Source organism: Vreelandella sedimenti (assembly GCF_013416325.1).
Classification (GTDB): domain Bacteria; phylum Pseudomonadota; class Gammaproteobacteria; order Pseudomonadales; family Halomonadaceae; genus Vreelandella; species Vreelandella sedimenti.
Genome location: NZ_JACCGK010000023.1, coordinates 1 through 22,062, shown reverse-complemented (window position 1 = coordinate 22,062; position 22,062 = coordinate 1). Strand labels below are relative to the sequence as shown.

The window sequence follows — 22,062 nt, the reverse complement described above, 5'->3', positions numbered from 1 at the left end:
TGGACATATAGCCGATCAGGAGAGTTAACATGCCAGAGGAGAATCAAGCCTTGTCACCCGGGCTGCGAATGCCGGAACAGGTGGCTACCCGGCTTGAGCGTTTAATTCTTGATGGTGTTTTTCGGCCCGGCCAGTTGCTTCCTTCTGAGCGGCGGCTGTGTGATCGGCTGGGTGTCTCCCGTGCTTCGCTGCGTGAGGGGTTGAGAATTCTGCGCAGTAAAGGAATTATCGATACCCGCCAGGGCCACGGCTCGACGGTCGCGACACTTTTGCCAGTGGGTAACCAAAGCCCATTGATGCATCTGTTTAAAGATCATCCGCGCACGCTGTTTGATCTGTTAGAAGTGCGCGCCCTGCTGGAAGGGGAGTCGGCGCGGTTAGCGGCAAGCCGTGGCACATCCGCCGACCGGGTGCTGATCACCCGACGCTATCGTGAAATGGCCGACTACGCGGAAAGCGCAGAAAGCATTGATGTCGAGCGTCTAGCCAGGCTGGATCACGCCTTTCACCTGGCGGTCTCCCAGGCGTCCCACAACCCGGTGTTGGTGCATACACTGCAGAGCCTGACCGATTTACTACTCAGCTCGGTGTTTGCCTCGGTCAAGCACCTTTATCACTTGCCAGCACCCAGGACAATGATCAATCAGCAGCATGCGCAGTTGCATGAGGCCGTAGTCAACGGCGAGGCGGAGCAGGCCGAACAGGTGGCACTAGAGCACCTCTCCAGCATTAGCCAACTGCTGCGTGATTTAGAAGAGGAGCACGAACGGCTAGAACGTTCCTCCATGCGCCTTGAAGAGTGGCAGTAACTTATTAGCTATTGGCCACACTTTTATCATCTTCAGTGTCAATCACGCCCGCTAAGGTGGCTACTTCAATCTTGTTGCAAAGGTGGTCACGTAGAATTTGCCCGAGTGATTGGCTGTCGCGCTTTTCAAGTGCCGCCATCATATTTTCATGATCTTTTACCGCTTGACTCCAGTAGCGTTCGGTCATCTGCTTCGAGTAACGAACCCGCTTTACGCGCTGGCTTAAATTGCTATACATTTCCTGTAGTACATCGTTATTAGACGCTGCCAGAATGCTTTCGTGAATCTGCCGATTCACCTGGAAATAGGGCATTAGATCCCGGTTGCGGTAGTGTTCCAACATTGTATCGTGTAGCTGACGAATGGCGGCAATTTCAGCGTCGCTGATGTACTGACAGGCAAGCTCCCCCGATAATCCCTCCAGTGCGGCCATCAGGTCATAGGTGTCTTTAACGTTTTTTAAGGTCAGCCGCACCACCCGTGCACCCCGATTGGGTAGCAGCTCGATGAGCCCTTCAGTGGCGAGCACTTTCAGCGCTTCGCGCAAAGGCGTGCGCGATACCCCAAAACGATCGCAAAGCTGTTTTTCAGAGATACGCTCGCCAGGCAAAAGTTCGCCGTGCTCAATTAGGTCGCCAATTCTATCGGCTACTTCACGATATAAATTGCGCTGCAAAATCTTGGTCATATTCGTTTCTCTTTACCTGAGGGCCATTCGGCTCGTCACCTATCCCTTGGCTACCCAATATTACCGGAACCGTATGTGTATATGGAGATTCGGGTTTGCGTCATGACGATAGTGGGAATGATCTCCAAAATAGATTATGAATTCAATATTCTTTAGTTGTGGTCAGTTGACACAGTTGCTATTTCTATTCTCCGGCAGTTCATGTCTATCAGCAATTTAGCAATCATTCACTCAACACAAACGGAGCAGAATATGGCTGGCCAAGTATTTAAGTGTAGCGTGCAGCTCACGCGGAAGCAGGCTCGTCAGATGATCGATGCCGCAATTATGAAGGCGCGAGCGCTGAACTTACCCCCATTAACGCTGGTGGTGCTGGACGGGGGGGGCAATCTGGTGGCTGCAGAACGTGAAGACGGCTGCGCCCCGCTTCGCCACCCGGTGGCACAAGGCAAAGCGTATGCCGCACTGGGTATCGGTGTTGCCAGCGGTGTTGTTGGGGAGCGCAATGCGGAGCGACCCGCGTTTGTATCCAGCGTTTCGGCGGCATCCCAGGGCCATTTTGTCGCGGTTGCAGGAGGTGTTCCAGTGCTAGACGCGCAGGATTGCGTGATTGGAGCAATGGGTGCTAGCGGCGCTTCGTCGGAAGAAGACCAGCAGGTCGTTATCGCGGGAATAGAAGCTGCCGGACTCAAGTGGGGGCTTGAGCCCGAATAAAGCGTCTCCAGCATTGCCGATTTTGTTTCGTTGTTTTCGACAAGCCATTGAGTGGAATGGATTATTCATTTTTACTCATAACCCGACGACTAAAGTTTAATACCTAATTCTGAATTTTGAATTCAAATTGAATGCATGACGGTCTGACTTGCCGCTTCGCCAGACGAGTAGTGGTGGGTTGGTTCGTCGTCACGCGCCCAGGCGACCGCACCGATACCCAGGTAACCTTAAAGGAGCGCCGACCTGGGCAGCACGCGCACAACAACAACAAGCCAGCACTGGAGTATCCAATGAAAAATATCAAGACAGCATTCGTGAGCGCCTCACTGGCACTGAGCCTGACGCCGGGGCTCGGCATGGCCCAGACCGAGCTGCAGTTCGGCCACGTAGGTAATCCCGGTTCGTTGTTCGATACGTCCGTGAATGAATTCGCCAAACGGGCCAATGAGCAACTGGGTGACGACTACAAGGTGCAGGCCTATGGTTCGAGCCAGCTAGGTGGCGACAACTCCATGATGCAGAAGCTCAAGCTCGGCCAACTGACCTTTACGCTGCCCTCCACGGTGATGTCCTCAGTGGTGGATGAATTCGGTCTGTTCGAGATGCCCTATCTGATCCAGAATCGCGACCACATGAAGCGCGTCATCGAGGAGGTCATCGAACCCGATCTCTATCCGCTGGTGGAGGAGGAAGGCTACAAGATCCTCGCCGTCTGGGAGAATGGCTTCCGCCAGATCACCAACAACGAGCGGCCCATCAATACCCCGGAAGATCTGGATGGTTTGAAGCTGCGGACCCCTGCGGGCGCGTGGCGGGTGCGCATGTTCGAGGAATACGGTGCTAACCCTTCACCCATGGCACTCTCGGAAGTCTTTACCGCGCTGCAAACCGGCACCATGGACGGACAGGAAAACCCTTTGGTGCAGATCCATTCCCAGAAGTTCCAGGAGGTGCAGGACTATCTCTCCATGACCAATCACGTCTACACGCCTGCCTATGTGGTGGTATCCAAGAGCCACTGGGAGGACCTGCCGGAAGACGTGCGTGACGTGCTAGAGGAAACTGCCCAGGGGATCCAGGATTTCGTCTACGAGACAGCCGCCGAGCAGGATGAGGAACTCCTAGGCGCGATGGAAGAGGCCGGCATGGAAATCAACGAGGCTGACAAGCAGGCCTTCATCGATGCCAGTGGCCCAGTCTACGAACGCTTCGACGAGGAAGTGGAAGGCGGTGGCGACCTGGTCGACCGCGTGTTGGAGCTTGGTGAGGAAGGCTGAATTTCACTGCAGTCTCAATCTCTCTGAACCAACCCATGGACCGCCCTGGCCGGGCGGTTCTTCCTCTGCTCGACGGAGTGGCTTCAATGTCCCTTTTGAAACTTCGATCCGGCTTCGAGTGGCTGCTCGAGGTCATTACCATGTTTCTGGTGGTGGCACTAACGGTGGTCGTGCTGCTCGGTGTCAGCTTCCGCTATACCGGCAATTCCCTGGGGTGGTATGACGAGGTCGCCGCCGTGATGTTGGCGTGGGTGACCTACTACGGTGCCGCCCTTGCCGCCCTCAAGCGCGCGCACATCAGCGTCCCCGGTTTCGTTTATTCGCAGCCACGGGCCGTGCGTATGGCGCTGGTAGTGATCGGTGAAGTCATCACCATCGCCTTCTTTGTGCTGCTCGCCATCTACGGCGTCTACATTATCGGCGTCCTCGGCGGTTCTACCCTGGTCAGTGTGCCCATCCCCATCGCCGTGACCCAGTCCACCATTCCCATTGGCGCGGCGCTTTATGTCATCGCCGAGCTGCTTAACCTACCGGACATCCTGCGTGAAGCCTGGGAAGGGCGTAAACCACCCTCGGAACAGGATATTGTGGAGGAAATGCAATGACGACGGCTTTGATCCTGCTGGCCGGCCTGGCCATGATCTTCATCAATATCCCCATAGCGGTGGCCCTGGGTGCGGTGTCCATCGTCGCCATGCTGGTGCTGCAAGGCACGAACAGTCTGCTCGGCTTCCCGCTGGTGCTGTTTGAAGGGGCGACTAAGTTTCCGCTGATCGCTATTCCGTTGTTCGTCCTGGCCGGCGCCATCATGAACACCGGTGGCATCTCCCGACGGCTGATCGACTTCGCTTCGGCATTGCTTGGCTTTGTTCGTGGCGGCCTGGCCATGGTGAACGTCGGCACCTCGCTGTTCTTCGCCGAGATCTCCGGGTCTGCCGTGGCTGACGTGGCGGCCCTTGGCTCCATCCTGATTCCGGAAATGAAGCGCAAGGGATATCCGGCTCCGTTTGCCGCGGCCATCACGTCTTCCTCGGCATCGCTTGCCATCATCATACCGCCTTCGATCCCGATGATCCTCTATGCCGCCATGGCCGACACCTCGGTCGTGCAGCTCTTCGTCGCTGGCATCGTACCGGGCATTGTCGGTGGGTTGTCGATGATGGCGCTCGCCTGGTACTTCGCGGTCCGCTATAACTTTCCCGTGGAGCAGACCTTCAAGCTGAGCAGGGTGTGGACCACCTTCAAAGCGGCGAGCCTTGCCTTCTTGCTTCCGTTGATCATCCTGGGTGGCATCTTTGGTGGCTTCATGACGGCCACCGAGGGAGCTGCGCTGGCGGTACTGGCGGCGTTATTGATCAGTTTCCGCTACGGCGAACTGCGCTGGAAGAAGCTACGCGCGGCCATGGTCGAGGGTGGCGTACAGACCGCCGTGGTCATGCTGTTGGTGGCAAGTTCTGCACTGCTCGGGGATTTCCTCACCCGCGCTCAGCTGCCGCAGATGCTGGCGGCGATGATCGGCGACTTCACCAGCAACAAGTACGCGGTGCTTGCATTGCTTAACATCTTCCTGCTGTTGATCGGCATGATCCTGCACTCGGCGGCGGCGATCATCCTTACCGTACCCATTGTCATGCCATTGGTGATGATGGTCGGCATCGATCCCGTCCACTTCGGCATGATCGTGACGCTGAACCTGGCGATAGGCCAGCAGACACCACCGGTGGCAAGTGTACTGATGACCGCTTGTTCGGTGGCCAAGGCGGATATCTGGGATGTGTCCAAGGCCAATCTGCCGTTCGTCGCCCTGTTGTTTGTACTGTTGATGCTGGTGACCTACGTGCCGATCTTCCCATTGGGCCTGGTGGAGCTTTTCTACCGGTGAGCCCGATAGCGTTCAGAAGGAAATGTTTATGTCAGATGAATCAGTAATTTTCCGGCGCGAGGAAGGCCTCGCATGGATCGGTTTCAACCGACCCGCGAGTCGCAATGCCATGACGTGGGAAATGTACAACGCTCTGGAAGCCAGCTGCGCGCAGTTGGCCGAGGACGACAGCGTACATGCAGTGGTGCTGCATGGTGTCGGTGGCGAGGCTTTCGTGGCGGGGACCGATATCACCCAGTTCGCTCACTTTAACAAACCCCAGGATGCCCTCGATTACGAGCGACGCATCGAGCGGGTGGTGAGTGGCCTTGAGACGCTTAACAAGCCGACGATCGCCATGATCGAGGGTTTTTGTGTCGGCGGTGGCGCGGCGATGGCTATGGCCTGCGATTTTCGCTACTGCACGCCGTCGCTGAAATTCGGTGTGCCAATCGCCAAGACCCTGGGCAACACGCTGTCGATCACCAATGTTTCGCGGCTGATCGACATGGTGGGTGTCGCGCGCACCAAGGAAATCTTGATGCAGGCGAAGCTATTGTCCGCCGACGAAGCCTATCAGGCGGGGTTGGTCAACAACGTCTTTTCGCCCGACACCATTGCCACCGAGGTCACGGCGATCGCCCATGAATTCTCGAGGTGTGCACCGCTGACGCTTCAGGCCAGCAAGTCGCTGGTGGGGCGCGTACAGGCCCAGCGTCGGGCGTCACTCGAGGCGGGTGATGACTGGGTCACCACCTGCTACATGAGCGATGACTTCAAGGCAGCCGTCGACAAGTTCGTCAACAAGACATCTTTCGAATGGTCGGGTCGTTAAGTCATCCAGAGAGGAATTCAGCCAATGCTGCCACTACAGAACGTGAAAGTGCTGGACATCTCGCAGATCATGGCCGGGCCCTACTGCACGATGGTACTGGCCGACATGGGGGCGGATGTCACCAAGGTAGAGAAGATCCAGGGCGGTGATGACAGCCGCCAGATGGGCCCCTACATCAACGACGAGTCGACCTGCTTTTCGCAGATCAATCGCAACAAGAAGAGCATCTCGCTCAACCTGAAGGATGAGCGGGCCAGGGAGATCTTCTATCGCCTGGCCAAGGATGCCGATGTCATCGTCGAGAACTACCGCACCGGCGTCACCAAGTCGCTGCAGATAGACTACGACACCATCAAGGCGATCAATCCGGGGATCATCTACTGCTCGATTTCCGGCTACGGTCAGACCGGCCCCTACAGCCATCGCGGTGGTTTCGACCTGGTAGCCCAGGGCATGACCGGGTTGATGTCGATGACTGGCGAGAAGGGTAGGCGTCCGCTCAAGACCGGCATCGCCGTCTATGATATCGGCGCCGGCATCACCGCGGTGTACTCGATTCTCGCGGCCTATATCCACAAGACCAACAGCGGTGAAGGCCAGCACATCGATATCGCCATCACCGAGTGTGGCTTGCCCTGGTTCGCCTGGGAGGCGGCGGCCTACTTCGGTGAAGGTACGCTACCCGAGCCCACTGGCTGGCGACATCGTGTGTCGGCGCCCTATCAAGCGGTCAAGGCCAGCGACGGCTATATCATGCTGGGCTGCGCTAACCAGCGTACCTGGGAGCGATTCTGTCAGGACGTGCTCGCGCGCGAAGACCTGATGGAGGATCCTCGGTTCCTGACCAATTCCGACCGTGGCCAGAACGTAGAGGAACTCGAGGCGGTGTTGGAGGCGATCATGGTTGACCTAGGCATGAATCATTGGCTCGAGCTTTGCGACAAGGCAGGCGTACCGGCCGGTCCGATCAACAATTTCGCCCAGGCCATGCAGGACGAGCATTACCTGGCACGCGGCATGGTGCAGGAAATGGATCACCCGGTGATCGGTAAGATGAAGACCATCGGCTTTCCAAGCAAGTTCTCGCGCACCCCGTCGCAGATCCGCAGCCCGGCCCCGCTGTTCGGCCAGCATACCGATGAAGTGCTCGATACGCTGGGCATCTCGTCAGAGCAGTTGGAAACGCTGCGGGCCGAAGGCTGCATCAAGTAAATTTTTTTATGCATTTTGAATTCATTATGAAAAGTACAAAATTGCCTCTGGAGAGATCACCATGTTGAAGCTCGATTTTCATCCGTCCGGCCGCCACTTCCTGCAGATACCCGGCCCGTCGCCGGTGCCGGATCGTATCTTGCGCGCCATGAGCCTGCCGACCATCGACCATCGCGGTCCCGAGTTCGGCGCTTTAGGGCTTGAGCTGCTGAGCAAAGTTAAAAAAGTCTTCAAAACTGAGAGCCCGGTGATCATCTACCCGGCCTCGGGCACCGGCGCCTGGGAAGCGGCGCTGATCAATACCCTGTCGCCGGGTGATCGTGTGCTGATGTTTGAAACCGGCCACTTCGCCACGTTGTGGCACAAAATGGCGCTACGCTTGGATCTGCAGCCTGAGTTCTTGGGCCTGCCAGGCTATGACGGTTGGCGACATGGCGTGCAGGCCGACATGATCGAAGCGCGCCTTAAAGAAGATACGGGCCACGAGCTTAAGGCCGTCTGCGTGGTGCATAACGAAACCTCGACGGGGGTGACCAGTGACATCGCTGCCGTGCGTAAGGCGATCGACGCTGCAGGCCATCCCGCACTGCTGATTGTCGATACCATTTCCGGCCTGGCAAGCGCTGACTACCGCCACGATGAATGGGGTGTCGATGTCACCGTATCCGGCTCGCAGAAAGGCCTGATGCTGCCCCCAGGCATCAGTTTTAACGCGCTCTCGTCAAAAGCCATCGAGACCAGCAAGCAGGCGAAACTGCCCAAAAGCTTCTGGGCCTGGGATGAAATTCTCGAAGCCAACCAAAATGGCTACTGGCCCTATACCCCCAGCACCAATTTGCTTTATGGCCTGAATGAAGCGCTAGATATGTTGCTTGATGAAGGTATCGATCACGTCCTGGCTCGCCACCAGCGCTGGGCCGCTGGGGTACGCGCCGCAGTCGAGGCGTGGGGGCTGGAAATCCAGTGTCTGGATCCGTCGGTTTACTCGCCGGTATTGACGGGCGTGGTGATGCCCGAGGGTATCGATGCGGATGACGTGCGCAAAATTATCTATGAGCGTTTTGACCTTTCACTGGGCACGGGGTTGGGTAAGGCCAAGGGCAAGATGTTCCGGATCGGCCATTTGGGCGACTGCAACGACCTGACGCTGATTGCCACCCTGGGCGGCTGCGAAGCGGGCATGAAATTGGCGGGCGTTAACCTTAAGGGAAGTGGCGTGATAGCGGCGATGGACTACTTCGCCACCAACCCACTTGACGCAGGCAAGCGCTAAACGGCGGGAGAGCCACATGACGTCTCTAACGAATCAAACCCCGTCCCGCGATGCCAAGTTTAAACCGCTCGGTGAGTTAGCCGAGCGCTTACACCGCGAAATGACCGGTGAGGTACTGTTTGACCGGGCAACCCGAGGACGCTATTCAACCGACGCCTCTATCTATCAGGTGACACCGGTGGGGGTGGTCATACCCCGCCATCAGGAAGACCTGAAAATTGCTCTGGATATTGCCCGTGATGCCAAGGTGCCAATCTTGGCCCGGGGCGCGGGCACCAGCCAGTGCGGCCAGACTGTCGGTGAAGCGCTGGTGATCGACACCACGCGTTGGCTCAACGAAGTGATTGAGTTTGACGCCGAGGCGCGCACCGTCGTGGTCGAGCCGGGTGTCGTGCTTGACCATCTCAACGCGTGGCTAAAGCCCTATGGGCTCTGGTATCCGGTAGATGTTTCCACCAGCGCACAGTGCACCATTGGCGGCATGGCGGGCAATAACTCCTGCGGGTCGCGTTCGATCTACTACGGCAATATGGTGCACAACGTGCTGGGCGTGGACGCGCTATTGGCTGACGGCAGCGCGGCGAGTTTTGGTTTCGTTGACAGCTTCGCGGAAAATTCGCGGGAGCAGCGCCTTGCCCAACAGGTGAGGGCGATTGCGGAGCGTGTGGCCCCGGAAATTCGCGATCACTTTCCCAAAGTATTGCGTCGGGTGGGTGGCTACAATCTGGATCTGTTCGATTGCCAGAACCCGATGCCTTACGACCCTGACAGTCGCGCCAACCTGGCCCACCTGCTGGTGGGCTCGGAAGGCACGTTAGGGGTAAGCCAGCGTATTAAGCTCAGGCTTTCACCGCTGCCCGAGCAGAAGGTGCTGGGCGTGGTGAATTTCCCGACCTTTTATCAGGCGATGGATTTCACTCAGCATATCGTCAAGCTTGGTCCCACGGCGGTCGAACTGGTAGACCGCACCATGATCGAGCTGTCGCTGGAGAACCCAGCGTTCCGCCCGGTCATTGAGAAGGCGCTGATTGGCAAGCCGGAAGCCATTTTGCTGGTGGAGTTTGCCGGTCACGACCATGCAACGCAGCTTGAAGCGCTGCGTGGGCTTAATGAATTGATGGGCGATTTAGGTCTGCCGGGCAGCGTGGTGGATATGCCTGAAGCGGCAGAGCAGAAAGCGCTGTGGAACGTGCGCAAAGCCGGGCTCAACATCATGATGAGCATGAAGGGCGACGGCAAACCGGTCTCTTTTATTGAAGATTGTGCAGTGCCGCTAGAGCACCTGGCTGAGTACACCGACAAGCTCACCGACGCTTTCAACCGCTACGGCACCGAGGGCACTTGGTACGCCCACGCAGGCGTCGGCACGCTACACGTTCGGCCGATTCTCGATATGCGCCGCGATGGCGCGGAAAAAATGCGTGAAATCGCCGAGCTGGCCTCCGCGCTAGTGCGCGAATACAAAGGCGCCTACTCTGGCGAGCATGGCGACGGCATCTGCCGTGGCGAGTGGGTGGCGTGGCAGTTCGGAGAAACGGTCAATAACGCCTTCCATGATGTCAAACAGCTGTTTGACCCGGAAAATCTGTTTAATCCGGGTAAAATCGTCGATACCCCTAAAATGGACGACGAGCGCTATTTTCGTTTTCCCACGTCCTACACCACTATTCCGCTAACCCCGGTATTCGATTGGTCCGCCTGGAACGTGAAACGCGACCCGCTCACCGGCGAGCAATCACCTCCGGGCTCCGGCAGCGACGCAACCCATGGCTTGGCCATGGCGGTAGAGATGTGCAACAACAACGGCCACTGCCGCAAGTTTGATGCGGGCACCATGTGTCCGAGCTTCCGTATCACGAGAGACGAGCAGCACCTGACCCGTGGCCGAGCCAATACGCTGCGTTTGGTGCTCTCAGGTCAGTTGGGTGAGGCGGGGCTCGCCAGCGACGATGTAAAAGAAGCGCTGGATCTTTGCGTGTCGTGCAAGGGCTGCAAGCGGGATTGCCCCACCGGCGTCGATATGGCGAAGTTCAAGATAGAAGCCCGTACCGCACGCGCTCGTGCCAATGGGTTATCACTGCGTGATCGCATGGTCGGCGAGATGCCGCGCTACGCGCCCTGGGCCAGTAAGTTTTCTATATTGATTAATAGCGTTGAGCGCATGCCGTTCCTGGCCAAACGGATCAAACAGGCGTTGAAGCTGACGCCCCAGCGCTCGTTGCCGCTGTTTAACGGTAATTTTCTCGCCAGTGCCGAGGCGTCGCAATCGTCATTTGCCTCGGAGCGAGAAGTGCTGCTGTTTGTGGATACTTTCAATAACTATATGGAGGGTGACAATGCCAAGGCAGCCAAGCGGGTGCTGGAAGCCGCGGGGTATCGCGTGCATCTCAATATTACCAAAGACCAACGGCCACTCTGCTGTGGTCGAACCTACTTATCGTCGGGCCAGTTTGATAAAGCCAAAGCGGAAGCCAAACGCACCCTTGAGCACCTGATGCCGTTTGTCGAACGCGGCGTGGCGATAGTGGGGTTGGAACCCTCCTGCCTGCTCAGCATGCGTGATGAATTCCTTCAGTACGGCTTTGGCGAAGAGGCAAAAGCACTGTCGTCATCGGCCTATCTGTTTGAAGAGTTTCTGGTCAAGGCGCGTGCCGAAGACCTGCTCCCCCTCGAACTGAAGCCACTGCATTATGATCGGGCGATGCTGCACGGTCACTGCCATCAAAAGGCGTTTGATGCGTTGCGTCCCGTTGAGCAAGTGCTGGGCTGGATTCCTGAACTCACAGTCGAGACTATCGAGTCCTCCTGTTGCGGCATGGCGGGCAGCTTTGGCTATGAAGCGGAGCACTACGATGCCTCTATGAAAATGGCGGAGCTTTCACTACTGCCTGCTATTCGTCAGGCGGATCAATACGCTGTAGTGGTGGCCGATGGCACGAGCTGTCGCCATCAGATTCACGATGGCAGCGGTCGCGAAGCAATACATGTTGCCCGGCTCCTCGAACAAGCGCTAGCCTGAAGGCTAGGCACCAATAACAACCCAGGAGTTCAACATGGCCATTTATCAATACGGCGAGTATCGGCCAGATATTCAGGACGACGTATATATTGCGGAAACGGCGGATGTTATCGGCCAGGTTACTTTAAAATCCCGCTCAAGCGTCTGGTATCAGGCCGTGTTGCGGGGTGACAGCGATCATCTTGAAATAGGCGAAGAGAGTAATATCCAGGATGGTGCGGTTCTCCATGCTGATCCAGGCTTTCCGCTTAAAGTAGGCAAAGGGGTGACGGTCGGGCATCAGGCCATGCTACATGGCTGTACCGTGGGCGATGGCTGCTTAATCGGTATACAGGCAGTAGTACTCAATGGTGCGGTGATTGGTGAGAATAGCCTGGTGGGTGCTGGTGCCTTTATTAAGGAGGGCGCGGTGTTTCCGCCTAACTCGTTAATCGTTGGCTCGCCTGCCAGGGTGGTGCGGGAGCTTTCTGATGAGGCCGTTGCGGGTATGAAAAAGAATGCTCAGGGCTATGTCGAGCGCGGTAAACGCCACAGCCAGGAGCTAAAGCGAATAGACTGACGCTAACTGGCTAGATTGATCTCGCCAAAACGACAAAACCCCCAGGCTTAGGCCTGGGGGTTTGCGTTTCTAGCGTAGCGTTTACGGCCGCTAATTCACATACGATAACTACATCACATCAATGGATCCGTGACGCCAATAACGTAGAACGCAACCAGCGCGATAATACCGGTAAAGATGAGGTAGTAGATGGTGGGCAGAATCGTCTTACGGATCGTAGCGCCTTCACGGCCTAGCAAACCGACCGTTGCAGATGCTGCGACCACGTTATGGATGGCGATCATATTACCTGCCGCTGCACCCACTGCCTGCAGCGCTACCATCATGGCCGTGGAAAGCCCTAGAGTTTCCGCAACGCTGAACTGGAACTCCGCCAGCATCAGGTTGGATACCGTGTTAGAGCCTGCAATGAAGGCGCCCATCGCCCCGACCGCCGGGGCAAAGAAGGGGTAAATACCGCCCACGCTATCGGCCACTGCTTGAGCCATCATTACCGGCATCGAGACAAGATCCGCACCGTTAACGCCGGAGTTGATCAGGATGCGCACCATTGGCACGGTAAAGATCAACACGAAGCCGGCACCAAAAATCGTTTTGGTTGATTCAGACATGGCCGCGCTAATCTTTTGTGGGTTCATGCGATGCAAGAAATAAGTGACGATCACTACGGCAATAATAATACCGCCCGGCAGGTAGAGCGGCTGAACACCACCGCTAACACCCGCTTCGCCAAGGATATTGTTCCAACTGAGGTTAATTGAGGTCAGGGCGTTACGCAGCGGCTCGATGGTGCGAGAGGCCACCAAGAACAGAGCGAGCAGCACATAGGGTACCCAGCCTTTAAAGGTGGACATTGGCGCTCTGCCGACAACGTCATCAAGCTTGATTTGCAGGTTGCCGATCCACTCGTCTGGCCAAGAGGAAGACTCGGGGAAGTCCCAGGTGTCTTTAGGCAGCAGGAAACCACGTTTGGCGGCAGGTACCACAATCGCCAAGCCGACCATGGCGCCGATCATTGACGGGAACTCAGGGCCCAGTAGTACGCCTACCAGCATGTAAGGCACCACAAAGCAAACGCCGGTAAAGATAGCGAAAGGGGTAATCGATAGCCCCTCTTTCCAGGAGCGGTTGGCACCGAAGAAGCGCACCATTACCGTGACGAGAATTAGCGGCATCAAAATGCCCACGATACCGTGAGTAATCGCCACTTCGCTGGTGACTAGCTGGAAGAACACATCCCAGCTGGAGCCTACCGAGTCGAGTTCGGCGCTAATACCTGCGCGATCCAGGCCGCTGCCCACGCCGACCACAATAGGCGTGCCCACAGCGCCAAACGAGACCGGCGTTGATTGAATCATCATGCCCACGACCACCGCCGCAAGCGCCGGAAAGCCAAGAGCGACCATTAGCGGTGCAGCTACCGCAGCGGGCGTACCGAAGCCCGAAGCCCCTTCGATAAAACAGCCGAACAGCCAGGCAACAATCAACGCCTGTACGCGGCGGTCAGGACTAATATCTGAAAAACCATTACGGATAGCCGTAATACCGCCGGAGTGCTTAAGGGTGTTAAGCAGCAGTATGGCGCCAAAGATGATCCATAGGAGACCTGCAGTTTGAATCAGGCCTTGGATGGTCGACGCCGCCACGCGGCTAAAGGACATATCCCAAGCGGTTAAGCCAATAATGGCCGCGGTCAGGAAAACAATCGGCATCGCTATCTTGGCAGGTATTTTAAACCCTATGAGCAAAATACCGGCCAGCAACAGCGGCAGAAAGGCCAGAAGTGCAAGTATCGTTTCATTCATGGAAGGAACTGCCCCTTGTTATTGATTTGGTATGCTCCGCAATAACCGTCTGGCCGTTGTACCGCCAGTCGGGTGTAGGTGAAAGATACGATTAGGCTAACCATATGACTACATTGGAAAATTGGTCTTACCACTTAAGTGCGTATTTGATAGCTGGTTTTGCACAGCCTATATTTCTTTATGAATATGTTTTTAAAAGGTTTTTTGGTGGATGGGGGTAAGTCTCAAGGTGCTGAGTCATTAGACTAATAGACAGTACAGTTGCCAGCGAAAGGATGAGTACAGAACTCGCTAGTTGCGTCGTAGATGGCTTACGCTCATTGTTAGCGGCTGAAATGCTGTGAACTCACTATGATCAACCACACGGAGGTTATGGCAGTGGCAATGACTCTTTATGATCTGTGCGGCCGGGACGAGCGGCTCCGCTTCTCACCTTACTGCTGGCGCGTACGTATGGCACTCACCCACAAAGGGCTGGAATTCACCTCCGTAGCGTGGCGATTCCTCGATAAGAAAGCGCTGGCGTTTGCCGACTACGACAAAGTACCGGTGCTGTGTGACGGTGATCAGGTCGTTACAGACAGTTTCGAGATTATGCGCTACCTGGATAAGGCGTATCCCGAGGCACCCGTGTTGGGGGAGGGCGTCAGCTATCAGCGGGTATTACTGTTCAAATACTTTGTTGAGCGCAGCGTAAACCCTGCGCTATTCCGCATTATCGCGATGGATTTATTTGCAGCCGTCCACCCAGACGACCGTAGCTATTTCCGCGACACTCGCGAAGCGCGGTTTGGCTGCACGCTGGAAGAGTTCCACCAGCCCGAGCAGGGTAAGCAGCAGCTCAAGCAGGCGCTGGCACCAGTACGTGACCTGCTGCGGGAGAGCACCTTTTTAGACGGTGACGCACCCAGCGGCTCAGATTACCTGCTGTTTGGCAGTATGATGTGGGCTCACGTCGTATCGACACAGGCGGTAGTAGAGCCTGGCGACCCGGTGGAGGAGTGGTTTAAGCGGATGCTCAACGTGCACAATGGGGCTGCCAGTAATGCTCTGACCGTTCGCGATATATAACGCCAACGGCGCGATATGGCTTACAGGGCGGTACGCTAAGGTACCGCACGATAAATTTTGAAAGCTTGGCGAGTGAATCAAGTTTTTCATCAAGGAGATGGCAATGATTGACCTGTATTATTGGACAACACCTAACGGCCATAAAATCTCCATTATGCTCGAAGAAGCCAATCTGGCGTACCGAGTGAAGCCGATTAACATTGGCCGAGGCGAGCAGTTTGATCCTGAATTTCTCACTATCGCTCCCAATAACCGAATTCCTGCCATTGTCGATCACTCCCCGCAGGATGGTGGCCAGCCGCTGTCGATGTTTGAGTCGGGCGCCATCCTCGAGTACCTGGCCGATAAGAGTGGCCTCTTCTTACCCTCTGCAGGCCGCGAGCGCTATATCGTCTTGCAGTGGTTGCACTGGCAAATGGGCGGGCTAGGGCCCATGGCAGGCCAAAACCATCACTTTTGCCACTATGCGCCGCAAAAGATCGACTATGCCATTGAGCGCTACGTGCGCGAAACCAATCGGCTTTATAGCGTGCTAGACCAACGTCTGGCGCATCACACTTATGTCGGTGGCGATGATTACTCAATCGCTGACATGGCGATCTACCCCTGGATTGTTCCCTGGGAAAAACAGCGTCAAACCTTGGAAGAGTTTCCCGACTTGGAGCGCTGGTTTGACATGATCAAAGAACGCCCGGCCGTACGTCGAGCCTATGCATTGGTCGAAGACGTTAACCCTCAGGCCGGCGTGGAAATGGATGAGCAGGCGCGTAAGCACTTGTTCGGTAACCGTTAGTAGCAGGCTACCGTCAGCCATCCTAACGATCTGCGAGTGAGCATGTGCAACATGAGGAAAAATCATGTTGCGATGCACAAAAAGCACTGCTAGCTTTAAAGACAGCAGAGGCAAAAGCCTGGCTAAGAACCGTCTAATCAAGGCGTGTTTACGTGCTAGCTCACTCTTGGAGGTATTACTATGAATAAAGCGACTGAGAAAACCACGCAACAGTTTGAGTCCGTTTTTGTTTCACCGATGCGTTCTTACACGCTGACAGCGCTCGATTACTATGATCAGCTGGTTAGTGCACAGTTAGATGCAGCCCGCGCCTACTCGGACATGGCTATTGCGCAAGCGCGCACTTGGCTTGATGTCAAAGACCCCGACAGCTTCAAAAAAGCCATGGAAACCCAGCAAAAAACGGCTGGAGAATTTATGGAACGAGTGAAGGGCGATACGGAAAAAGTAACTTCCATCGGACAAAGCTTCGCTCAAGACAGCCAAAAAATGGCAGAAGAGACCACTAAGAAAGCGGTAGAGACCGCCAAGCAGTAATTTAACTATACCACCGCTTTAAAACGCCGCCCCCCGAGGGTGCGGCGTTTTTATTTGCCCCCGCTCATCACCGCATGGTTAACGGTTTTGATACTCCGCTTCGGCCTTGGCCAGTTTGGCACGCCTGTCAGGTTTGCCCGGTAAAATGGCGTCTAGTAATAAAGCGGCGAGGGCTGCAGGCACTAAGCCCGACTTAAGCAGCAGCCCTAGCTGCCCCGGCATGGTTTCTGAAATTGCCTCGACGGCTGGCAGACCGATACCCAGGCTTAGCGAGACGGCAATAATCAGCATGTTGCGCTGATCCAACTCGCACTCTTTGATAATTTTAAGACCCGCCGATGCGATCATGCCGAACATGACGACGCCCGCACCGCCAAGAACCGCAGGCGGCATGGCGGCCACCAGCCCTCCCAGCTTGGGAAATAGCCCCATGGCGATTAATAGCAGCCCACCAATAGTTACCACGTGGCGACTCACCACGCCGGTGAGGGTAATTAAACCAACATTCTGAGCGTAAGCGGTGTTGGGCAGGGTATTGAAAACCGCTGCAAATGAAGTGGCCACACCATCGGCCATTACACCGCCGGAAAGCTCGCGATCCTTCGCCGGGCGGCCAGCCCCTGTGGTCGTAATTGCGGAGATATTGCCGATCGTTTCTAATCCAACCACGAACATAATCAGCGTCATGCCAATGATTGCGGTGCCCGAAAACGTCATGCCGTATTCCAGCGGCTTGGGGAACGCAAACCATGCAGCGTTACTAAGGGACGTAAAATCAACTATTCCAAGGGCAATGGCCACTATGTAGCCAGCCAATAAGCCAAATAGAATAGAGGATGCTTTGATAAAGCCCCGCCCATATTGATGAACAGCAATCGTCACGCTGAGTACAAAGAGCGCCAGCAGCAAGTTGCTGGGTGACGCAAAGTCATCCGCCCCCACACCGCCTGCGGCGTAATTGAGGCCGACCGGCATCAATGTAATCCCGATCAATAGCACCACAATGCCTGTGACTACTGGAGAGAACCAGTGGCGAATCTTCTTTAAAAACGCACCGAGCACAATTTGCAGTAGTCCTGCTACAAAGGAAGCGCCCAGAACGGCGGGTAGGCCAAACGCTTTCGCCAGCGGCAGCGCCACCGGCAAGAAGCCAAAGCTGGTGCCCTGCACAATCGGCAGGCGTGCGCCTATCGGGCCGATGCCGATGGTTTGTACCAGCGTGGATACCCCCGCAACAAACAGCGCCACCTGAATTAAAAAGATCTGCTCCGCCGGATTAGCGCCGATCACGCCAGCAATAATAATCGGCGGTGTCACGTTGCCAGCGAACATAGCCATGATGTGCTGGAGGCCTAGCGGGATCGCTTTTGATAACGGCGGCATCGCATCGGGGTTCTGATTAATGGTACGCGAAGGCCGCGTTTTGGCATCGGGCGGTGTGGACATAGAGAGCCTTTATTTGCTGTGGGTGACATTGTTTTCTTCTTGCATCCATTAACTAATAAAAATGTATACAAAAAATAAATGCAATAGCCCAATCAACGAATAGTCTTCAACGCTTCGTTTTATTGCTTGGCCCGCGCCCTTAACCGAAAGCGCGCAATGCGAATAATTTGCTCAATCGCCGTTTGGCGCTCGGTAGCCGCATCGTTGTTCAGGCGCTCCTCGAAGGCTGCTAATATGGCATGTCGATCCAGCCCTTTAACGGCAATCACAAAAGGAAAGCCAAATTTTTCCTTGTACGCCGCATTAAGGTATTCAAAGCGCGCAAACTCCTCAGGGCTGCACTGATCAAGCCCAGCGCCGGCTTGTTCGCGGGTTGAGTCTTGGGTTAATTCACCTGCCATAGCGGCTTTGCCTGCCAGATCAGGGTGCGCCTGAATCACCTTAATTTGCTGTTCGTTGCTCGCCTGCTGCAACATAAGCCCCATCAGCTCGGCCAGTGCGTCGGGTGTATCATGGGCTTCAGTCAGGCCGTGCTGCCAGGCAGCTTCAGCCACCCAGGGGGAGTGCTCATAAACATCCCCATAGTGATGAGTCAGCATTTCAAGGCTGCACTTGCTAGGCGCGGGTGAAAGCAGTAACGGCTGCAGTGTGGGCACTGGAACTCTCCTAAGTGGTGTAAGTTTTTACAACATACGTGATTCAAAGCAAACGTGGATCTAAATGTGCAGGGTTGGAATTACTGTATACAATAAATATCAGGAACGGTACTCTTTGACCAACAGGTCAAGCAACGTCATCAATAATCAACAAGGAGCGGCTATGGGACGTTTAACCACCCACGTACTGGATACCGCCAAAGGTCAGCCCGGTCAGGGGATTACCATTGAGGTGTTTTGCCTTACCGTCAGTGAGCGCCAGCATCTGAGTACCGTGATCACCAACAGTGACGGGCGTTGCGATGCGCCCATTTTAGAGGGTGATGCGCTCACGCCAGGCGAGTACGAACTGGTGTTTCATGCCGGTGACTACCTGCGTGCCCAAGGCGTTGAAGCGGCCGAGCCGCGCTTTCTAGATGTAATCCCGCTGCGCTTTGGCGTTGCGGATGCCAGCCAGCACTACCATGTGCCGCTACTCCTCTCGCCCTATGGGTACTCGACTTACCGCGGTAGCTGAAGCTTTGTCTGAAAACTGGCTGCGCTCGGCCATGCGTTGTTAAAAATCGGCTCAAAGTACTCATTTACACTTTGTAAACTCCGTCTTCTCGCCGATTTTTGCCTAGCCTGACCTTCGCTCGCTGAGTTTTCAGGCAAACCTAACGGGATTTATTTTATGCAAGCGTATCTAATCGATTTTGTTAATCTGCTACTGCGCTGGCTGCATGTGATTGCGGCCATTGCCTGGATCGGCGAGTCGATCTACTTTGTAATGCTGGATAATAGCCTGCGCTCGCCGAAGGCTGAAGAAGACCGCGAGAAGGGCGTGTTTGGCGAAATGTGGTCGGTGCATGGCGGTGGTTTTTACCACAACCAGAAGTACGCTACCGCACCTGCCAAGTTACCCAATGATCTGCACTGGTCATTCTGGAAAGCTTACACCACCTGGCTTTCCGGCTTTGCGCTGTTTGTGATTCTTTACATGGTCAATCCGGGCTTCTATCTGGTAAACCCCAACAGCCCCTGGGAGTGGGCAGCCAACATGACAGGCTGGCAGGCCAACGTGCTGGCGCTGGCATTTTTGCTCGGCGGTTGGGTGGTTTATAACGAGCTGTGTAAACGCATTAGCCCTAATATGGATCGTGATGGTCTGCTCAGCATCGCGGTTGCCGTAATGATGATCGTGGTTGCCTACCTCAGTACGCAGATGTTCACCGGTCGCGCCGCCTTCCTGCTCACGGGGGCGGTGATGGCGACGGCAATGTCGGCCAACGTCTTCTTCTGGATCATTCCCGGCCAGCGCCGCATGGTAAAAGCCATGAAGGCAGGCGATGCGCCTAATCCTTTGGATGGCAAACGCGGCAAGCAGCGCTCGGTGCATAACACCTACTTCACGCTACCGGTCGTGTTGTTGATGGTGAGTAATCACTACTCCTTTATCTACTCCCACGGGCTTGCCTGGGTCGTGATGGTGCTGTTTATCTTTGCCGGTGCCTTGATCCGTCAATTCTTTGTCTTGATGCATGCAGGCAAAACCCAGCCAGCGTATCCCGCCTTTGGGGTAGGGCTTATTCTGTTAGCGGTTTGGGTGGCTGCACCAAGTTCATCGTCGCCTAGTGGTAACGAAGGCGCGCAAGGGCCAGATCAGGCACAAATCACCGGTTTGATTGAGCAGCACTGTGTTCAGTGTCATGCTCGCAACCCTGAGCATGCTGGTTTTTCAGCACCGCCCGCCGGGATTGCTTTCGATAGCTGGGATGAAATCCTCGGGCAAAAGGCACAAATTCAGCAAGTAGTGGCCAGCCGCTATATGCCGTTAGGCAATATGACCAACATGAGCGATGACGAGCGCGATATCATTGCCGCTTGGGAGGAATGATCAGGCTTTGTACGAACACTGACTACGCTCGACAATACTGCGTTAAAAATCGCCTCGTGCGCGAGTCCGATCGAAATGCTCATTTACACCCCGTAAACTCGAGCGCGAGCCCGGTCCTTTTCTCGTCGATTTTAGCCTTGTCTAGTCTTCGCTCGCCGACTTTTCGTACAAACCCTAAGGCCTTGAGAGGATAGCTATGAGTGATGCGCAGGCGCCGGAAAAACGGCGCGCTCCTGCTAACGAAACGAAAAATAGCAAAGAGGGCGATGAGCGCCACGATGCTATCTATCGTTCCGTGAGCGATGCCATTGTCGAGCAGCGCTTAAAGCCCGGCGCACGGTTGCGCGAAGATGCGCTGGCGGATGTCTTTGGCATTAGCCGCACCGGTATTCGTAAAATCCTGCAGCGCCTGGCGCTGGAGCAGTTAGTCACGCTAACACCGCGCCGTGGCGCCAGTGTTACCCGGCCCACCGCCGATGAAGCCAAAGACGTTTTCGATGCCCGTCAGTTAATCGAGTGCGGATTAATGCCCGACGTAGCTCGGCGAATGAGCGAAAAAGAAGCAGCGGAGCTGCGCGAAATGGCCCGCCAAGAGCGCCAAGCACTGCGAAGCGGCCAACAAAGCGTGGCTATTCGCCTATCGGCCGACTTCCATGTGCGTTTAGCACAGCTTTCGGGCAATGCCACCCTGGCCGAGTTTGTCGAGCGACTCTGCTCCCGCTCATCGCTAATACTCGCTGTCTACGGCCACCGCGGCCATTTAGGCTGCGAATCCCACGACCACGATGATCTGATCGGCTACCTGGAAGCAGGCAACGGCGAGCGCGCCAAAGCCTTTATGGGCCGCCACCTAAAAGCTATCGAAGCGTCGCTATCGATGGTTGAAGAGGTGGAGAATGTACCGGATTTGCAGCAGATATTTGGGGGCTAAGTGCGCTGGTTTGCAGCGCTAACGTAAAGCCAGTTTGAATGCGAATTGCCTCATTTGTGGCGCCTTGCTACAATTAAGCCAGTTTTTATGAGGGCATTAAAATGGCCACTAATAGCATCCGCTTGGATCAGCAACTTATTGAAAAAGCTACGATTATAGCTAAAGCGCTTGATCGAACGACTCCTAAACAAATCGAGCATTGGGCAAAAATCGGCGAAATGATGGAAGATAATCCTGATTTGCCTTATGAATTTGTGAAGCAAGCTATTATTGCAAAAGCAGAACGTGAAGCAGGGAAGCTGGAGACCTACGATTTTGGCTAAAGCCATCAGTGTCTTACAGTCCCCGAGCTTTAAAAAAGCAGTAAAGAAGCTTCAAGCCAATCAGAAAAAAGATCTCGACGCAGCTGTCAAAAAGCTAATGGACGAGCCCGCTTTGGGAGAACAGAAGAAGGGTGATCTATCATTCTTGCGTGTATATAAATTTAAAATGAACAAGCAACTAACGTTGCTCGGATACAGCTTTGATGATGGCGCCCTTGTTCTCGAATTGTTGGCTCTGGGGTCACACGAAAACTTTTATCGTGATATCAAACGGAGCTAGTACTTTACAAAGCCCGCAATAGCGGGCAATTTGTAGCGGCAGCGGGAAATTGATCCGCTGTTGCGATTGTGTACGCCCAGCATGGGCATGAACTAAT

At 55.3% G+C, this 22,062-nt stretch carries 22 protein-coding genes; 18 read left to right on the top strand and 4 right to left on the bottom strand.

Translation table 11 applies throughout. The features are described 5' to 3' along the window. Positions 1-29: 29 nt before the first annotated feature. Positions 30-809, top strand: coding sequence for a transcriptional regulator GlcC (gene glcC / locus HZU72_RS20940; RefSeq protein WP_180095603.1), 780 nt, complete (start codon positions 30-32; stop codon positions 807-809). Positions 810-813: 4 nt separating this feature from the next. On the opposite strand, the gene HZU72_RS20935 is transcribed toward glcC, so the two are convergent. Then, positions 814-1,497, bottom strand: a complete 684-nt coding sequence (locus HZU72_RS20935) for a GntR family transcriptional regulator (RefSeq protein ID WP_180095601.1) — start codon at positions 1,495-1,497, stop codon at positions 814-816. 252 nt (positions 1,498-1,749) lie between these two features. Here HZU72_RS20935 and HZU72_RS20930 point away from each other — a divergent pair, with 252 nt between their 5' ends. The 9 genes from HZU72_RS20930 to HZU72_RS20890 all read left to right on the top strand — a co-directional run bounded on the left by HZU72_RS20930 (position 1,750) and on the right by HZU72_RS20890 (position 12,247). After that, positions 1,750-2,211: a GlcG/HbpS family heme-binding protein gene (locus HZU72_RS20930; RefSeq protein ID WP_180095599.1), complete on the top strand. Its 462-nt coding sequence runs from the start codon at positions 1,750-1,752 to the stop codon at positions 2,209-2,211. A gap of 290 nt (positions 2,212-2,501) precedes the next feature. Continuing rightward, a complete protein-coding gene (locus tag HZU72_RS20925) occupies positions 2,502-3,488 on the top strand; it encodes a TRAP transporter substrate-binding protein (protein WP_180095597.1) in 987 nt (328 codons plus the stop codon). Positions 3,489-3,574: 86 nt separating this feature from the next. Beyond that, the gene (locus HZU72_RS20920) at positions 3,575-4,093 is read left to right on the top strand and encodes a TRAP transporter small permease (protein WP_208458178.1); all 519 of its coding nucleotides are present in this window, start codon (positions 3,575-3,577) and stop codon (positions 4,091-4,093) included. Further along, the gene (locus HZU72_RS20915; RefSeq protein WP_180095595.1) at positions 4,090-5,370 is read left to right on the top strand and encodes a TRAP transporter large permease; all 1,281 of its coding nucleotides are present in this window, start codon (positions 4,090-4,092) and stop codon (positions 5,368-5,370) included. Before HZU72_RS20920 ends, HZU72_RS20915 begins: the two co-directional genes overlap by 4 nt. A 28-nt stretch (positions 5,371-5,398) precedes the next feature. Next, positions 5,399-6,184, top strand: coding sequence for an enoyl-CoA hydratase/isomerase family protein (locus HZU72_RS20910; RefSeq protein WP_180095593.1), 786 nt, complete (start codon positions 5,399-5,401; stop codon positions 6,182-6,184). 24 nt (positions 6,185-6,208) lie between these two features. After that, positions 6,209-7,396, top strand: coding sequence for a CaiB/BaiF CoA transferase family protein (locus tag HZU72_RS20905; protein ID WP_180095591.1), 1,188 nt, complete (start codon positions 6,209-6,211; stop codon positions 7,394-7,396). Positions 7,397-7,457: 61 nt separating this feature from the next. Then, on the top strand, positions 7,458-8,669 hold the full coding sequence (locus HZU72_RS20900; protein WP_180095589.1) for a pyridoxal-phosphate-dependent aminotransferase family protein: 1,212 nt from the start codon (positions 7,458-7,460) through the stop codon (positions 8,667-8,669). A gap of 16 nt (positions 8,670-8,685) precedes the next feature. Next, positions 8,686-11,688 carry an FAD-binding and (Fe-S)-binding domain-containing protein gene (locus HZU72_RS20895; protein ID WP_180095587.1) on the top strand — a complete coding sequence of 1,001 codons (3,003 nt, stop codon included), beginning with the start codon at positions 8,686-8,688 and terminating at the stop codon, positions 11,686-11,688. Between the two features lie 34 nt (positions 11,689-11,722). Beyond that, positions 11,723-12,247, top strand: a complete 525-nt coding sequence (locus HZU72_RS20890; RefSeq protein WP_180095585.1) for a gamma carbonic anhydrase family protein — start codon at positions 11,723-11,725, stop codon at positions 12,245-12,247. 113 nt (positions 12,248-12,360) lie between these two features. On the opposite strand, the gene HZU72_RS20885 is transcribed toward HZU72_RS20890, so the two are convergent. Next, a complete protein-coding gene (locus HZU72_RS20885) occupies positions 12,361-14,052 on the bottom strand; it encodes an L-lactate permease (RefSeq protein ID WP_180095583.1) in 1,692 nt (563 codons plus the stop codon). Between the two features lie 378 nt (positions 14,053-14,430). Here HZU72_RS20885 and HZU72_RS20880 point away from each other — a divergent pair, with 378 nt between their 5' ends. The 3 genes from HZU72_RS20880 to HZU72_RS20870 all read left to right on the top strand — a co-directional run bounded on the left by HZU72_RS20880 (position 14,431) and on the right by HZU72_RS20870 (position 16,453). Further along, entirely contained in the window at positions 14,431-15,123 is a 693-nt protein-coding gene (locus HZU72_RS20880) for a glutathione S-transferase family protein (RefSeq protein ID WP_180095652.1), read from the top strand. A gap of 103 nt (positions 15,124-15,226) precedes the next feature. Next, a complete protein-coding gene (locus tag HZU72_RS20875) occupies positions 15,227-15,916 on the top strand; it encodes a glutathione binding-like protein (protein ID WP_180095582.1) in 690 nt (229 codons plus the stop codon). Positions 15,917-16,096: 180 nt separating this feature from the next. Then, positions 16,097-16,453: a phasin family protein gene (locus HZU72_RS20870; RefSeq protein ID WP_027958119.1), complete on the top strand. Its 357-nt coding sequence runs from the start codon at positions 16,097-16,099 to the stop codon at positions 16,451-16,453. Positions 16,454-16,531: 78 nt separating this feature from the next. Here HZU72_RS20870 and HZU72_RS20865 read toward each other — a convergent pair whose 3' ends face one another. Both HZU72_RS20865 and uraD read right to left on the bottom strand, forming a co-directional pair. After that, entirely contained in the window at positions 16,532-17,899 is a 1,368-nt protein-coding gene (locus tag HZU72_RS20865; protein ID WP_180095580.1) for a uracil-xanthine permease family protein, read from the bottom strand. 119 nt (positions 17,900-18,018) lie between these two features. Beyond that, a complete protein-coding gene (gene uraD / locus HZU72_RS20860; RefSeq protein WP_180095578.1) occupies positions 18,019-18,555 on the bottom strand; it encodes a 2-oxo-4-hydroxy-4-carboxy-5-ureidoimidazoline decarboxylase in 537 nt (178 codons plus the stop codon). Positions 18,556-18,718: 163 nt separating this feature from the next. On the opposite strand from uraD, the gene uraH reads away from it, so the two are divergent. The 5 genes from uraH (at position 18,719) to HZU72_RS20835 (ending at position 21,965) form a co-directional block, all read left to right on the top strand. After that, positions 18,719-19,072, top strand: coding sequence for a hydroxyisourate hydrolase (gene uraH, locus HZU72_RS20855; protein ID WP_180095576.1), 354 nt, complete (start codon positions 18,719-18,721; stop codon positions 19,070-19,072). Positions 19,073-19,228: 156 nt separating this feature from the next. Next, a complete protein-coding gene (locus tag HZU72_RS20850; RefSeq protein WP_180095574.1) occupies positions 19,229-20,431 on the top strand; it encodes a urate hydroxylase PuuD in 1,203 nt (400 codons plus the stop codon). A gap of 196 nt (positions 20,432-20,627) precedes the next feature. Continuing rightward, on the top strand, positions 20,628-21,362 hold the full coding sequence (locus HZU72_RS20845) for a GntR family transcriptional regulator (RefSeq protein ID WP_180095572.1): 735 nt from the start codon (positions 20,628-20,630) through the stop codon (positions 21,360-21,362). A gap of 101 nt (positions 21,363-21,463) precedes the next feature. Beyond that, entirely contained in the window at positions 21,464-21,685 is a 222-nt protein-coding gene (locus HZU72_RS20840; RefSeq protein WP_180095570.1) for a TA system antitoxin ParD family protein, read from the top strand. After that, positions 21,678-21,965: a type II toxin-antitoxin system RelE/ParE family toxin gene (locus HZU72_RS20835; RefSeq protein ID WP_180095568.1), complete on the top strand. Its 288-nt coding sequence runs from the start codon at positions 21,678-21,680 to the stop codon at positions 21,963-21,965. The genes HZU72_RS20840 and HZU72_RS20835 overlap by 8 nt, the downstream gene beginning before the upstream one ends. Positions 21,966-22,062: the final 97 nt, after the last annotated feature.

Coding starts and splice junctions, on each gene's coding strand:
- HZU72_RS20915 (WP_180095595.1), top strand. CDS start 4,090: ATGACGACGGCTTTGATCCTGCTGGCCGGCCTGGCCATGATCTTCATC.
- HZU72_RS20845 (WP_180095572.1), top strand. CDS start 20,628: ATGAGTGATGCGCAGGCGCCGGAAAAACGGCGCGCTCCTGCTAACGAA.
- HZU72_RS20910 (WP_180095593.1), top strand. CDS start 5,399: ATGTCAGATGAATCAGTAATTTTCCGGCGCGAGGAAGGCCTCGCATGG.
- HZU72_RS20895 (WP_180095587.1), top strand. CDS start 8,686: ATGACGTCTCTAACGAATCAAACCCCGTCCCGCGATGCCAAGTTTAAA.
- HZU72_RS20930 (WP_180095599.1), top strand. CDS start 1,750: ATGGCTGGCCAAGTATTTAAGTGTAGCGTGCAGCTCACGCGGAAGCAG.
- uraH (WP_180095576.1), top strand. CDS start 18,719: ATGGGACGTTTAACCACCCACGTACTGGATACCGCCAAAGGTCAGCCC.
- glcC (WP_180095603.1), top strand. CDS start 30: ATGCCAGAGGAGAATCAAGCCTTGTCACCCGGGCTGCGAATGCCGGAA.
- HZU72_RS20885 (WP_180095583.1), bottom strand. CDS start 14,052: ATGAATGAAACGATACTTGCACTTCTGGCCTTTCTGCCGCTGTTGCTG.
- HZU72_RS20925 (WP_180095597.1), top strand. CDS start 2,502: ATGAAAAATATCAAGACAGCATTCGTGAGCGCCTCACTGGCACTGAGC.
- HZU72_RS20865 (WP_180095580.1), bottom strand. CDS start 17,899: ATGTCCACACCGCCCGATGCCAAAACGCGGCCTTCGCGTACCATTAAT.
- HZU72_RS20875 (WP_180095582.1), top strand. CDS start 15,227: ATGATTGACCTGTATTATTGGACAACACCTAACGGCCATAAAATCTCC.
- HZU72_RS20920 (WP_208458178.1), top strand. CDS start 3,575: ATGTCCCTTTTGAAACTTCGATCCGGCTTCGAGTGGCTGCTCGAGGTC.
- HZU72_RS20905 (WP_180095591.1), top strand. CDS start 6,209: ATGCTGCCACTACAGAACGTGAAAGTGCTGGACATCTCGCAGATCATG.
- HZU72_RS20840 (WP_180095570.1), top strand. CDS start 21,464: ATGGCCACTAATAGCATCCGCTTGGATCAGCAACTTATTGAAAAAGCT.
- HZU72_RS20890 (WP_180095585.1), top strand. CDS start 11,723: ATGGCCATTTATCAATACGGCGAGTATCGGCCAGATATTCAGGACGAC.
- HZU72_RS20870 (WP_027958119.1), top strand. CDS start 16,097: ATGAATAAAGCGACTGAGAAAACCACGCAACAGTTTGAGTCCGTTTTT.
- HZU72_RS20850 (WP_180095574.1), top strand. CDS start 19,229: ATGCAAGCGTATCTAATCGATTTTGTTAATCTGCTACTGCGCTGGCTG.
- HZU72_RS20900 (WP_180095589.1), top strand. CDS start 7,458: ATGTTGAAGCTCGATTTTCATCCGTCCGGCCGCCACTTCCTGCAGATA.
- HZU72_RS20935 (WP_180095601.1), bottom strand. CDS start 1,497: ATGACCAAGATTTTGCAGCGCAATTTATATCGTGAAGTAGCCGATAGA.